The 13,528-nt window shown below is 62.1% G+C and carries 11 protein-coding genes; all 11 read right to left on the bottom strand.

The window, feature by feature from the left end:
- Positions 1–716 (bottom strand): galactokinase (locus IHN22_RS10150; protein ID WP_300986340.1); only part of this gene is annotated, 716 nt, incomplete at its 3' end.
- Complete coding sequence (locus tag IHN22_RS10145; RefSeq protein WP_300986338.1) at positions 691–2,280, bottom strand: cache domain-containing sensor histidine kinase; 1,590 nt, start codon at positions 2,278–2,280, stop codon at positions 691–693. The genes IHN22_RS10145 and IHN22_RS10150, both read right to left, overlap by 26 nt.
- Complete coding sequence (locus tag IHN22_RS10140) at positions 2,277–3,560, bottom strand: response regulator transcription factor (RefSeq protein WP_191435134.1); 1,284 nt, start codon at positions 3,558–3,560, stop codon at positions 2,277–2,279. The genes IHN22_RS10145 and IHN22_RS10140 overlap by 4 nt, the downstream gene beginning before the upstream one ends.
- A gap of 186 nt (positions 3,561–3,746) precedes the next feature.
- On the bottom strand, positions 3,747–5,180 hold the full coding sequence (gene pyk / locus IHN22_RS10135; protein WP_191435132.1) for a pyruvate kinase: 1,434 nt from the start codon (positions 5,178–5,180) through the stop codon (positions 3,747–3,749).
- A gap of 124 nt (positions 5,181–5,304) precedes the next feature.
- Positions 5,305–6,783: a UxaA family hydrolase gene (locus tag IHN22_RS10130; RefSeq protein WP_191435130.1), complete on the bottom strand. Its 1,479-nt coding sequence runs from the start codon at positions 6,781–6,783 to the stop codon at positions 5,305–5,307.
- Positions 6,780–8,282 carry a tagaturonate reductase gene (locus tag IHN22_RS10125; RefSeq protein WP_191435128.1) on the bottom strand — a complete coding sequence of 501 codons (1,503 nt, stop codon included), beginning with the start codon at positions 8,280–8,282 and terminating at the stop codon, positions 6,780–6,782. The genes IHN22_RS10130 and IHN22_RS10125 overlap by 4 nt, the downstream gene beginning before the upstream one ends.
- A gap of 58 nt (positions 8,283–8,340) precedes the next feature.
- Positions 8,341–9,363, bottom strand: a complete 1,023-nt coding sequence (locus IHN22_RS10120) for a sugar kinase (protein ID WP_191435126.1) — start codon at positions 9,361–9,363, stop codon at positions 8,341–8,343.
- Positions 9,356–10,000 (bottom strand): bifunctional 4-hydroxy-2-oxoglutarate aldolase/2-dehydro-3-deoxy-phosphogluconate aldolase, encoded by a 645-nt coding sequence (eda, locus tag IHN22_RS10115; RefSeq protein ID WP_191435124.1) that lies wholly within the window; start codon positions 9,998–10,000, stop codon positions 9,356–9,358. Before eda ends, IHN22_RS10120 begins: the two co-directional genes overlap by 8 nt.
- An 81-nt stretch (positions 10,001–10,081) precedes the next feature.
- Positions 10,082–11,158, bottom strand: coding sequence for a mannonate dehydratase (gene uxuA, locus IHN22_RS10110; RefSeq protein ID WP_191435122.1), 1,077 nt, complete (start codon positions 11,156–11,158; stop codon positions 10,082–10,084).
- A 24-nt stretch (positions 11,159–11,182) separates the two neighbouring features.
- Positions 11,183–12,796, bottom strand: a complete 1,614-nt coding sequence (locus IHN22_RS10105; protein WP_191435120.1) for a mannitol dehydrogenase family protein — start codon at positions 12,794–12,796, stop codon at positions 11,183–11,185.
- A gap of 19 nt (positions 12,797–12,815) precedes the next feature.
- Complete coding sequence (locus IHN22_RS10100; protein ID WP_191435119.1) at positions 12,816–13,487, bottom strand: amino acid ABC transporter permease; 672 nt, start codon at positions 13,485–13,487, stop codon at positions 12,816–12,818.
- Positions 13,488–13,528 lie beyond the last annotated feature (41 nt).

Raw genomic sequence — 13,528 nt, 5'->3', positions numbered from 1 at the left:
CCGGCCAGATCCACCGCTACCGTCCGCACCACAGGGGCGGCAGGGTCAGCAAAATCGATGGCCACCGCGCCGCCCACGGAGGAAGCTGTCTGGTCCATCAGGCCGCTGGGCTTACCGAAGTAAATGTTCTCTGCCTTCTGGCCCATCTGGGCAATTGTCACCGGGTCCAGCTCGTCCCGGCAGAACAGATGATTCTCGATGACACCCAGCAGCACCTCGCAGGCCGCCGAGGAGGACAGGCCGGAGCCGGGCAGCACCTCAGAGGTGGCATATACATCAAAGCCGGATACAGGATAGCCCCGCTGGGCGGCCTGAGCCGCCATACCCCGGACCAGGGAAGCAGTGGACTCCTTCTCCTCTTCCTTGGGCTCCAGGGTGTCCAGGTTCACCTCCACCAGGGGCCAGCCCTCAGACTGGAACCGGATGGTGTTGGTGCCGTTGGGGGCGGCGCAAGCCAAAAAGTCCAGGTCTACCGCGCCGGCCAGCACCCGGCCGTGCTGATGATCGGTATGGTTGCCGCAGATCTCGGTGCGGCCCGGGGCGGAGCACAGGGTCACAGGTGTGTTCTCCCCCGCCCCAAAGGTCTTTTGAAACCCATCCAGCAGATCCGCTACCCGTTTCCGGCCGGCGGTAAGGTCGTGACACAGCAGGCCCTTCAGCGGGCCATCCAGCTCCCCTGCGTTCAGTGCGTTACGCACAGCGCCCAGTTCTTGCATGGTTCTTCTCTCCTTTTGCGTCCCGGACAGAGCGGGCAGGCCCCACTCCTCGGGCTGTTTCTTTCATCATAGCACATTCCGCCCTCAAATCCAATCCCTGACAGAGCGGTGTACAAAGAAAAACCGCTGCAAAGCAGAGCGGTCCCCCGCGTCTGCCTTGCAGCGGCTTCGCGCTTTTGCTTGATGGAATTACTTCTTCTGCACGTACTTCAGGCAGTCCAGCATAAGTAAACTGATTTTTGTAACGGTACTTCTGGATCTGAAGATAGCTCTCGGCGTGTTCGATCTCCTTGGCGATGGGGATGAGCTCATGGCCCTTACTGATGCTGATGCGGAACAGCCGGGCCAGGGCGTGGACCATCTTGACCGCCTCGGCATTGCGGCCCTGCTCGCACATCCAGGCGATGGAATCCAGCGTGTTATAAAGGAAGTGGGGATTGATCTGAGCCTGGAGGGCCTTCAGCTCTGTCTTGCGGAGGTTGACCTCCTCCTCCCGCACGGTGGTCATCAGCCGCTGGATTCGCAGTACCATGTGCTCAAAGGAGTCGGACAGCTCCTGTACCTCCCGGGTACCGCCCACCGGATGATAGGTAAAGTGGTCTGCGTCGGTCTCGAAGTTCTCCATGGCAGAAGCCAGTCCCCGCAGGGGGCGGCCCAGCAGGCGGAAGAGCAGCCAGCTGGTCAGCACTGCCGCCGCCAGCACTACAACCGCCAAAAACAGAGACAGTTGGATCATTTCCCGTACACCGCGGTTGACCAGCTCGTCCACATAGCTGACGCCCACCACCCGCCAGTCGCTGTCCGCCACGCCGGTCAGGCTGTAAATCACCGTATCGTCGGCATAGGAGCCGTCCTCCAGCTCGGCCAGCGCCGTGGTATTCTCCGTTTTAAGGCCAGCGTACAGCAGCTGCTGCTGGGGATGGTAGACGATATTACCCGCCCCGTCCATCAAAAAGCAGTAGCCCCGCTGGCCGATACTGATGTTATTGATATAGCTTGAAATACTGGAAAAGCTCAAATCCAGAGAGACCCAGGCGGCTCCTCCCCCCTGCTCCAGCGGAGCAGTCATGGTCACCACCCAGGGATAGTAACTCTCAAAAATAGTCTCCACATGGGGTGCCATCATATAGGGCGCCTGCGCGGTCCTGGCCTTCTCCAGATCAAAGGAGAGGTTCTCGTAGATGGTCTCTCTGGGTTCCCGCCCCAGGGACCAGCAGTCCAGCAGCGCTCCGTCGGAGGAGTAGCTGGTCACCGCCACCACGTCAGGCCGGAAATTCAAAAAAGCAGTGAGCAGCTTATCCCGGCTGTCCGCACTTTCCAGCATGGACTGCTCCACCAGCTCCATAGCCTGCTCCATATCTCCCAGGTAGTTGGCCACCGTTGTGGACACCTGGGATACCGCCTGGCTGCTGCTGGTGCGGGCATTCTGCACCATGGCATCCCGATAACGGTCCAAAAATAGCAGGATGCAGCAGCAGAGGATGACTGCCACCACTCCCACCACCATGGCTACCAGAATGGTGGTGATACGCAGGCCTTTCCGGGCCGTGCCGCGCCCTTTCACGCGTCCTCACCCAGCCTTTCCTGCTCCAGCCTGCGGCGCATGGCGTTGGGGGATTCCCCACAGTATTTTTTAAAACAGTAGCTGAAATAGTGCTGGTCGGTATAGCCGCAGCGCTGGGCCACCTCCTGTACCTTCAGTCCGGAGGTAGTCAACAGTTCCCGGGCAGCCTCCATTCGCTTGCGGATCAGGATGTTAATGAAGGTCTCACCGGTGTACTTCTTGATGCAGGCGCTGAGATGATTGGGGCTGACGGTCAGCATCCCGCTAAGGGACACCAGAGACAAATCGGCCTCCATATAGTGCTGGTCCAGCGCCTCCAACGCCCGCTTGCACAGCAATTCGCCGCCCTTGGCGGCGGGAGCCAGATCGCTGATAAATTGGGCTCCTCCCTCCGTCCTGTCTCCCTGGCGCAGAGCCTCCATGGCCTCCCGATAGGCGCCGTGCAGATCGGTCAGGGCCCTCACCACCCGGCTGACGCCGATGCGGCAACGCTTGCCCAACACCCTGTCCGCCATCTGAGGGATCTCGTCGGCCAGGATGTGGAGATATTCGTCAAAGTCCGACGCATTGCCAAGCAGCACCGAAATCACCTTTCCCGATGCAAAAAAGCTGACGCTCCGCAGGTACTTGGAGGCCAACCGGTCCACCGAGGCCACAAAGGATGGCTCGGTGACGTTGCCGCCGTCCTCATTGAGCAGGGTGGATACCATTACGGTATAGCCCGGCCTGTCATCCACATCCCGCAACAGGCCGCACTGCCGGGCATAGCCCTCTGCCTGGACCTCCCCTTCCAGCTCGGCGTAGTCGTCCAGCACCAGGGGCATCAGCATGGCTGTCCGTAGGTCGGACCCATCGGTACGAGGCCCGGTCTGCCGGAACATGGCATATTGGGCGTCGATCTTTTTTCGGATGGTACACAGTTCCGCGCCCAATCCTTCCATAGTCAGAGGCTTGAGCATATAGCTGATGATGTTATACTGAATGGCCTGCTTGGCGTATTCAAAATCGTCATAGCCGCTCAAAAAGGCGATGTTGGTGGCGGGACGCACCTCCCGCACCTGCCGGGCCAGCTCAATCCCTGAAATAAAAGGCATCCGGATATCGGTAAGCAGCAGGTCAGGGGCGTGCGTTTCCACCAGCTGGAGGGCGTCCAGTCCGTTGCTGGCGCTCCCCACCAGACGAAACCCATAGTCCTGCCAGGGGATCATGGTACACACCGCTTCTCTCAGCTCGTCCTCATCGTCGGCCACGACCACGGTATACTGCGTCTTTGCAGCCATTGGGGCACCTATCCTTTCTATCAGGGCGCCGGGCAGTCCGCTCCCTGTTCTTGGATTCCGTTAGACACATTATACCAGATCGTTTGCCGGCTCTCAACACCTCTCATCGTACCCTGTCATTTCTTTCCAAAGTATAAAAGAACCGGACGCTGACAACGTCCGGTTCTTTTCCTGGAATATAGAAGTTTACAGTCCTTCTTCCACCACTTGAGCCTTAATCAGGTTGGTGGTGCCCGACTTGCCCAAGGGCACGCCGGCGGTGATGACCACGGTCTCGCCGGGCTTCACCACCCCCTCCTTCCGGGCCACATCCACAGCCAGGGAGAACATCCGGTCGGTGGAATCCACCTCGCCGCAAAGATAGGGGTGGACACCCCAGGAGATGGCCAGCTGACGGCGGGTGGACTCGCTTTGAGTCAGGGAAATGATGTTGCAGCCGGGACGGAAACGGGAGATCACCTTGGCGGTGTAGCCCGACTTGGTGGGGGCCAGAATGGCCGTCGCCCCCAGGTCCATGGCGGTCAGACAGCAGGTGTGGGTGATGGCATCGCTGATGCCGCCGATCTCCGGCAGCAGATTGCGCTCCCGGAACCGGCCCCAGTAGTCGATGGCCTCCTCGGCGGCGGTGACGGTGGCTACCATGGTCTCCAGAGCCTCGATCGGATACTTGCCGGAGGCAGTCTCGCCGGAAAGCATGACGCAGGAAGTGCCGTCAAACACGGCGTTGGCCACATCGGACACCTCGGCACGGGTGGGTCGGGGGTTGCGGATCATAGAGTCCAGCATCTGGGTGGCGGTGATGACCGGCAGACCCTTCTGGGTGGCGGCCTTGATCATCTGCTTCTGGAGGATGGGCACCTCGTGGGCAGGGATCTCCACACCCAGGTCGCCTCGTGCCACCATGATGCCGTCGGAGGCGGCAAGGATGGACTCGATGTTGTCCACGCCCTCTCGGTTCTCGATTTTGGCGATGATCTGGACCTTGTCGCCCCCCTCATGCTTGTGGAGCTCAGCCCGGATATCCTCTACATCGCTGGCCTTGCGAACAAAAGAGGCGGCGATGAAGTCAAAGTCGTTCTCCACGGCGAACTTGATATCGTCCCGGTCCTTGTCGGTGAGGGAGGGCAGGTGGATATGTACGTCGGGGATGTTGATAGACTTGTTGCTGGACAGGGGGCCGCCGTTCTCCACCTCGCAAACAATGCTGGTACCCTCAATGCGCTCCACTTTCAGCTCAATGAGGCCGTCATCCACCAGGATACGGCAGCCAGGTCCCACTTCGTTATGCAGGTTCTGATAGGTCACCGACACCTGATTCTGATCGCCGGGCACATCGTCGGTGTGGAGCACAAAGGTCTGTCCCCGCTCCAGGGTCACTGGGCTGTTTTCAAAGGTCTTGACCCGGATCTCGGGGCCCTTGGTATCCAGAATGGTGGCCACCGGCGCGCCCAATCCGTCCCGGACCCGCTTCAGCTTGGTGAGCTGGGCCAGGTGGCTCTCATGGGTGCCGTGAGAAAAGTTGAAGCGGGCGGCGTTCATGCCCTTGAGAATCAGCTTGCGCAGGGTCTCCTCGTCATCCACTGCCGGACCGAGGGTGCAGATGATTTTCGTCTTTCTCATGTCCTACCTCCATAACAGACGTGGTTCCTGTGGGGCCTAACATAACTAGCTATAGTTTACCTGATTTATCCTGTTTTGGAAAGAAGGATTTTTCATCCTACCATGTGGAAATTTCCATGGTCCTTTACAGCGTCACACCGTCCTTGAAGATAGCGATCCCCCGGCGGCCGGCCGCCTCGCTCCTGGTGGGGGCGCCGGAGGCGGTGCGGAGCACCAGGTGGAAGAGCCGCCGGGCCGCCTGGTCAATGGACTCCCCCTCCGCCACGCTGCCGGCGTCAAAGTCGATCCACCCCGGCTTGCGGGCGGCCAGCGCCCTGTTGCTGGAAATCTTCAAGGTGGGGGCCGGCGCCCCGAAAGGCGTGCCCCGCCCGGTGGTGAAGAGGATCAGGTGGGCTCCCGCCGCACTGAGGGCGGTGGTGGACACCAGGTCGTTGCCCGGGCCCCACAGCAGATTTAGCCCGGGCCGGGCCACCTGCCCGCCGTAGGGCACCACCCCCACGATGGGGGCTGTGCCCCCCTTCTGAACACAGCCGCAGGACTTGTCCTCCAGGGTGGTAATCCCTCCGGCCTTGTTGCCGGGGGAGGGATTTTCGTAGACGTTCTCGCCGTGAGAGACAAAATAATCCCGGAAGCCCTGGAGCATCTCCGCTGTCTGACGGAACACCCCTTCGTCGGCACAGCGGCCCAGCAGCAGTTCCTCGGCTCCAAACATCTCGGGTACCTCGGTGAGAATGGTGCTGCCTCCCCGGGCCACCAGCAGATCGCTGAACCTGCCCACCACCGGGTTGGCGGTGATGCCGGACAGGCCGTCGGAGCCGCCGCACTTGAGGCCCACCACCAGCTTGCTCACCGGCACCGGTTGGCGCTGGAACTGAGCGGCATAGGCGGCACACTCCTCCAGCAAGGCCCGGCCTGCCGCCAGTTCGTCCTCCACCTGCTGGCACACCAGGAACTTCACCCGCTCCGCTGCCTCCGCTCCCAGATCCTCCATCAGCTGACTGCATTGCAGGTTCTCACACCCCAGTCCCACCACCAGCACCGCCGCCGCGTTGGGATGGCGGGCCAGTCCAGCCAGGATGGCCCGGGTGTTGGCGTGGTCCGTCCCCGTCTGGCTGCATCCGTAGGGGTGAGGAAAGGCGTAAAGCCCTTCCACGCTCCCCCCCACCAGGTCCTGGTTGCCGGCCGCCAGCTGGCAGGCGATCTCGTTGACGCAGCCCACGGTGGGCAGTACCCAGATCTCGTTGCGTGTTGCCACCCGGCCATTCGGCCGCAGATAGCCCAGAAACTGCTCCGGCTCCTCCGACTCCAGAGCCTGTACCGTCGGGCGGTAGGAGAAGTGGGTGTGGGCGGACAGATTGGTGGTCATGTTGTGGGTGTGGACCCACCCGCCTGCCGGCACGGGAGTGGTGACCCGCCCGATGGCGCAGCCATATTTGTACACCAGATCTCCCGGCTTCAGCGGCACAAGCGCCAACTTATGGCCCTGGGGGATGGACTCCGCCGCTGTCAGAGTCCATCCGCCAACGCTTACCTGCTCCCCCGCCTCCACCGGGGACAGAGCCACCGCCACATTGTCTCCCATCTGAATCTGGATCAGCTTCATGCGTCTTCCTCCAGACAGGCGGCATATGCGGCCAGCACCCCGTCGGTCCGGATCTTCTCCAGATCTGCCGTCACCGCCGCCGTCAGGCCGTCCACCGACGTCAGGTCCATACCCCACATCTGCTCGTGGCTCAGGATGGCCTGTACCAGTTCCCCGGCACTGTCCCCCCGGTGGGCCCAGCAAAACTCCAGCACCCATCGGTCATCGAACACGGTGTAGGCCGTGCCATCGCTCCGGCGGCAGACCAGCCCCTGATCGGTCAGTTCCTCCATGTGCCCGCAGTAAAACTGAATGGCCGCCGCCAGACTCATGGTGAGGCAGGGGGGCAGCTGTCCCGTCTGCCGCTGGTAGACCAGCAGACTGGGCAGGTTGCGGGCCCGCCACTTGGATACGGTGTTCAGGCAGATGCTCAGCAGGGTGTGGTCCACAAAGGGGTTGTCGAACCGGTCCTCCACCGCTTTGGCAAACTGCTCCAGGTCAGTCCGGTCCAGCTCTAGGGTGGGGATGATCTCCCGGTAGATCATTTGCTCCAGAAACCCCCGCACCACCGGGTGGGCCATGCAGTCCCGGACGATATCGAAGCCTGCCAGGTAGGCCCCCGGCACAAAGCCGGTGTGGCCTCCATTGAGTATCCGCACCTTCCGGTGCTTGTAGGGGGCCACATCAGGCACCACCGGGCAGTTGAGCCCGGCGGCACGGAAAGGCAGCTTGTCCGCCAGCCATTCCGGCCCCTGGATGACCCAGACGCCGAACACCTCCCCCACATCCAGCAGGGGGTCGGAGTAGCCCAGCTCCCCCTCCAGCTCGGCCTGCTCCGCCCGGTCCCGGATGCGGCCGGGCACGATGCGGTCCACCAAGGTGGAGCAGAAGGTACATCCCTTTAGCCACTCCAGGAAGGCCTCCTCCAGCCCCCACTGGGCGGCGTGGCGCTCCACACAGTCCTGCAGAATCGTTCCGTTGTTATCGATCAGTTCACAGGACAGGATCACAAGGCCCGGCTGTCCGGCCTGCCAGCGGTGGTAGAGCACCTGGGTCAGCTTGGCGGGAAAGGAGGCGGGGGGCTGATCCTCCAGCTTGCAGGAGGGATCATAGACGATGCCCGCCTCGGTGGTGTTGGACACGATGTACTCCAGCTCCGGGGAGGCTGCCACCTCCAGCATGGCCTGATAGCCCTCCTCCTCATAGGGGTTGAGGCAGCGGCTCACCGCTGAGATCACCCGCCGCCGGTCCACCGCCCGGCCCTCCTCCCGGCCCCGCAGGCACAGGGTGTACAGCCCCTGCTGGGCGTTGATCTCCTTCGCCAGTCCCTGGGGGATGGGCTGGACCAGCACACACTTACTGTTCCACCCCACCCGCTCGTTGGCCAGGTCGAACCAGCAGTCGGCGAAGGCCCGCAGGAAGTTGCCCTCGCCGAACTGGAGCACCTTTTCCGGCCCCTCCTCCAGCACATAGCCGGTATAGCCGGTCTCTTTGAGCACCTGATAGTTTAGTGTTTTCATCCCGACCCTCCTTTGAAACAGACAGCTGGACCAAATGGTCCAGCTGTCCATTTTTCTGTTACCGCTGTACCCGGCCGGAGCCGTCGCCCCCGGCCAGCTTCTCCACCTCGGCCACGGTGACCCGGTTGTAGTCCCCCTCCACCGAGTGCTTCAGGGCGGAGGCCGCCACGGCGAACTCGATGGTCTCCTGCGCGGACTTGCCGGACAGCAGGGCGTAGATCAGCCCGCCGCCGAAGGAGTCACCGCCGCCCACCCGGTCCACAATGTGCAGGTGGTACTCCTTGGAGAAGCAGCACTCCTTCCCGTCGTACAGCATCCCGGCCCAGTCGTTGTCGCTGGCGGAGATGGAGGTACGCAGGGTGATGGCCACCTTCTCAAAACCGAACTTGTCCATCAGCTGCTTGGCCACGCTCTCATAGCCCGCCTTGTTCAGCTTGCCGCCGGTGATGTCGCTCCCCTCAGCCTCGATGCCGAACACGTCCTTGGCATCCTCCTCGTTGGAGATGCACACGTCCACGTACTGGCACAGGTCGGTCATGGCCGCCCGTGCCTGTTCCCGGGTCCACAGCTTGCCCCGGTAGTTGAGGTCGCAGGAGATCTTCACCCCGTGGGCCTTGGCGGCCTGACAGGCCTGGCGGCACAGCTCCACCAGGTTGGGGCCCAGGGCGGGGGTGATGCCGGTGAAGTGGAACCAGTCGGCCCCGTCAAAAATGGCGTCCCAGTCAAAGTCGCCGGGCTGGGCCTCGGCGATGGCGGAGTGGGCCCGGTCATAGATACACACGCTCCCCCGCTGGGAGGCTCCCTTCTCCAGGTAGTAGATTCCCACCCGGTCGCCCCCCCGGACAATCTTGGAGGTATCCACCCCAAAATACCGCAGGGAGTTGACGGCGGCCTGGCCGATGGCGTGGGCGGGCAGTTTGGTGACATACACGCTGTCCAGACCGTAGTTGGCCAGGGAGACCGCCACGTTGGCCTCGCCGCCGCCGAAGGTGGCCTGCATCTGGTCGTTCTGGAAGAAGCGGTAGTAGCCGTTGGGGGCCAGGCGGAGCATCAGCTCGCCGAACGTAACAACTTTAGCCATTTCGTACCTCCTTGACGATAGCCACCGACTGCTGGCACAGCGCGGTGATCTCGTCCCACTTGTGATTGTCGATGAGGTCGGCGGTGACCATGTAGGAGCCGCCACAAGCGCACACCACCGGGCTGGACAGATACTCCTTCAGGTTTTTCAGGGAGATGCCGCCGGTAGGCATGATCTTGAACATGGGGAAGGGTGCGCTCATGGCCTTGATCTTGCTGAGGCCCCCGGACTGCTCGGCGGGGAAGAACTTGAGCACCTCCAGCCCCAGCTTGCGGGCGGTGTGGTACTCGGTGGGGGTGGTGCAGCCGGGGAACACCGGCACCCCCTTGCCCTGGCAGTAGGTGACAATATCCGGGTCCAGGCCGGGGGTGACGATGAACTTGGCTCCCGCCTCCAGTGCCTGATCCACCTGATCGGTGGTGAGGACAGTGCCCGCCCCCACCAGCATCTCCGGGCAGGCCTCGGACATGAGGCGGATGGCCTCGGCGGCCCCGGCGGCCCGGAAAGTGACCTCCGCCACCGGCACGCCGCCGGCGCACAGGGCGTGGGCCAGCGGGGCGGCGTCCTCCTGGGGGTGGTTGAGCTTGATGACCGGCACCACGCCGATCTCAGAAATGCGTTTGGAAATGGCGTCCATAACTATGCCTCCTGTTCGTTTGACAAAGAAAGGGCGCGTCCGGCACACGGCTTTCACCCCGGCCGGACGCGCCGCGCACTGTTATTTGTGGTCTTTTTCGATGGCCTCCCACAGACCGTTGAGATAGGAAGCGCCCAGAGCACGGTCATACAGGCCGTAGCCCGCCCTTCCCTTCTCGTCCCAGATCATCCGGCCGTGATCGGGCCGGATATAGAAGTCCAGCCCCACATCGTAATAGGCCTTCATGATCTCATATAGGTCCAGACTGCCGTCGGCGGAGAAGTGGGCCGCCTCCTCAAACTGGCCGGGGCCGGTAAACTTGATGTTGCGGACGTGGGCAAAGGGAATGCGGCCCTGACCTCCGAATTCCCGCACCAGGGCAGGGATATCGTTGTTGGGATTGGATCCCAGGGACCCGGAACACAGAGTCAGGCAGTTATAAGGGCTGTCTACCAGGTCCAGGATCTGTCGGATATCCTCTCCGCTGGTGTAGATCCGGGGCAGGCCGAAGATGTCCCAGGGCGGATCGTCGGGGTGAATGGCCATTTTCACGTCGTACTGCTCGCAGACGGGAATGATGGCTTTCAGGAAATAAGCCAGATTGTTGCGCAAATCCTGGTGGGACACGCTGGCGTACTGGGCGAAGAGGGATTTGATCTCCGCCATACGCTCCGGCTCCCAGCCCGCCATCTCAAACTCCCCCGCTCCCTGCTGAATCTGGTCGGCAAAGGCCTGGGGATCGGTGATACGGTCGATAACCGCCTGGTCATAGGCCAGTACGGTGGCCCCGTCAGGCCGGGGCTTGAACAGGTCGCTGCGGGTCCAGTCGAACACGGGCATGAAGTTGTAGCAGATTACCTTGACCCCCGCCCTGCCCAGGCGGCGGACGGTCTCCTGATAGGCCTCGATGTACTGATCCCGGCTGGGCAGGCCCAGCTTGATATCCTCGTGGACATTGACGCTCTCAATGACCTCCATCTCCAGGCCGGCGTCGTTGACCTCCTGTTTCAGGGCCCGGATACGCTCCTCCGGCCAGAGGGCGCCGGCGGGCATATCCATCAGGGAGGTGACCACGCCGCTCATGTTGGGAATCTGCTTGATATAGCGCAGCGGGATAGGGTCCATCTGGCTCCCATACCAGCGAAACGTCATCTTCATGACTATCTCTCTCCTTGTGCTCGGTCAGAGCGATAAATAATGCCGCAGGGCGGCACGCACCGCGCCCGGTCCGGCCAGCATAGCCCGGAAGGCCTCCTCCGCCTTCCGGCCCAGGTCGGACTGGTACAGGTCCACGCCGAAAATGGCGGCGTTGGACAGGATGGGTTTAAGCTGATCGGTACAGGACTCCGGCCGGCCCAGGGTGATTCCGGTCAGATAGGATTGCAGCTGAGCCGCCAGCGGATCGGGGCTCACCGGCATCTCCCTGCCCTGGTCGTCCACGCCCAGCAGGTACCGGCACCAGCCGGCAAACACCAGAGGGATATACACCAGGCCGGACAGATCCAGGTCGAGCCGCTTCTCATACCGCTGCAGGGTGCCGCCGTAGCGTACGGGGATCTTCTGAGAACAGTCGGCAGCAATGCGCTGTGGGGTATCGGGTATGGCAGGATTGGGGAAGCGCTTGTTCAGCACCTCGTCGATGAAGGCCCGGGGGCTGAGGATACCCGGGTCCTCCACCACCGGCAGGCTCTCGGCGGCGATGTGCTCCACCAGGGCCTTCAGGTCGGCGTCCCCCATCTCGGCGGCAATGGAGGTGTAACCCAACAGGCAGCCGAACACCGCCAGGGCGGTATGAAGAGGATTGAGGCAGGTACCCACCTTCATCTTCTCCGCCTTCTCCACGGTGGTCCGGTCGGTGAGGTACACCCCCGCCCGCTCCAGGGCAGGCCGTCCATTGGGGAAGGTATCCTCCAGCACCAGATACTCGGTGATCTCCGCGTTGACAAAGGGAGCGATGAGTGTGCCGGTGTTGGTCTTGCTGATGGTCATGTCCGCCAGGCCCAGGCCCTCCAGCTCCTGCTGTACCTTCTGGGAGGGATGGGGGGTGATCTTGTCGATCATGGACCAGGGGAAGGTCACCTTACTTCTGTCGGTCAGCCAGGTCAAGAAGTCCTGAGGTACCAGGCCTCGCTCCAGCCATCCGGCGGCGATGCGCTCCACCGCATCCTGGAGCTTTTGACCGTTCTGGGCGCAGTTGTCCATACTTACCATGGCGATGGGGGCTCCCCCCGCCTGGAATCGCCGGTAGAGCAGGGCGGCGGCGATGGACATGGTGTGTCGGGGACAGTCGGGGCCGCTCTCCAGGTCCCGCTCCACCACCGGCTGCAAATCACCCTGAAGCCCGGTGAGGGCGTAACCCTTCTCGGTAATGGTAAAGCTGGCCATTTGCAGAGTAGGAGACTGGAATACCTTCACCAGCCTGTCCCAGTCGGGACCCTGGCAGTCGGCCTTCAGACCCCCCGCCACGCTGCCGATCACCTCCATCTGATTGGGGCGGTCGGCCGCCATGCGGACTAGCAGGCTCAGGCTGTCGTAAGGGGTATAGACATTGTCAATGATCTGAAAATCGAAGGACTCGGCGGCAATGATACCGGTATTGGCTCCGCCGGTATTCAAAAGGGTCTGCTGCGCGGCGGCCAGGAAGCCCCGGAAGATGTTGCCCGCGCCAAAATGGACCCAGGCTGGGCTCTCCCAGGTGCGCTTGCGCACCGTCTGCACATGGTACCGGGGAAGGGCGATGCCCGCCGCCTCCCAGGCCGCGGTATCCCGCAGGCCCTGTGTATTCAAATGTAACATGAGTAATTGCCTCTCTTATTCAGGCTCTGGAATCAACCAGATGCTTGCCCAGCTTCTTCTCCAGCATTCCCTGCAGCTGCGTCAGGACGGTGCTGAAGATCAGGTACACCACGCCGGCCTCCACATAGAGCAGCAGGGGCTCAAAGGCGGTGGCATTGATGGTCTTGGCCGTCATCATAATCTCGGCCACGGTGATGGTGGACACCAGGGAGGTATCCTTCAGCAGGCTGATAAAGGAGTTGCCCAGGGAGGGCACCGCAACCAGAGCGGCCTGAGGGATAATGACCTTCCGCATGGTCTGCATTTTGTTCAGGCCCAGGGCCCGGCAGGCCTCAAACTGGCCTTTGGGAATGGAACCCAGGGCAGCGCGGATGACTTCGGAGTTGTAAGCGCCCTGGCTGATGGTCAGGGCCAGGATGGCCGAGGGAATGGGAGCCAGCACAATACCCAGCGCCGGCAGGCCAAAAAAGATCACATAGATCTGGGTCAGCAAAGGGGTGCCGCGGATGACCCAGACGATGAACCAGGCAATACCCTTGAAGGGCTTGAAGTTGGACATCCGCATGAGGGCCAGCGCAAAAGCCAATACCAGGCCCAGGGCAAAGGATACCAACATCAGCGGCACGGAAATTGTAAGTCCTGCTTTGAACATGGGCCAGAAGGAACTGATAAACAGATCAAATAGCTTCATCGCAGCCCGCCTCCTTTTCTAACTCAGCCGGGGCGCCGCCT

Origin of the sequence: Flavonifractor sp. An112 (assembly GCF_904377885.1) — a bacterium.
Taxonomy (GTDB): Bacteria; Bacillota; Clostridia; order Oscillospirales; family Oscillospiraceae; genus Flavonifractor; species Flavonifractor avicola.
Note: the sequence above shows the minus strand (reverse complement) of the source record. Positions and strands in the feature narration are given on the sequence as shown.

Coding starts and splice junctions, on each gene's coding strand:
- IHN22_RS10125 (WP_191435128.1), bottom strand. CDS start 8,282: ATGAAAACACTAAACTATCAGGTGCTCAAAGAGACCGGCTATACCGGC.
- pyk (WP_191435132.1), bottom strand. CDS start 5,180: ATGAGAAAGACGAAAATCATCTGCACCCTCGGTCCGGCAGTGGATGAC.
- IHN22_RS10140 (WP_191435134.1), bottom strand. CDS start 3,560: ATGGCTGCAAAGACGCAGTATACCGTGGTCGTGGCCGACGATGAGGAC.
- IHN22_RS10120 (WP_191435126.1), bottom strand. CDS start 9,363: ATGGCTAAAGTTGTTACGTTCGGCGAGCTGATGCTCCGCCTGGCCCCC.
- IHN22_RS10100 (WP_191435119.1), bottom strand. CDS start 13,487: ATGAAGCTATTTGATCTGTTTATCAGTTCCTTCTGGCCCATGTTCAAA.
- uxuA (WP_191435122.1), bottom strand. CDS start 11,158: ATGAAGATGACGTTTCGCTGGTATGGGAGCCAGATGGACCCTATCCCG.
- eda (WP_191435124.1), bottom strand. CDS start 10,000: ATGGACGCCATTTCCAAACGCATTTCTGAGATCGGCGTGGTGCCGGTC.
- IHN22_RS10105 (WP_191435120.1), bottom strand. CDS start 12,796: ATGTTACATTTGAATACACAGGGCCTGCGGGATACCGCGGCCTGGGAG.
- IHN22_RS10130 (WP_191435130.1), bottom strand. CDS start 6,783: ATGAAGCTGATCCAGATTCAGATGGGAGACAATGTGGCGGTGGCTCTG.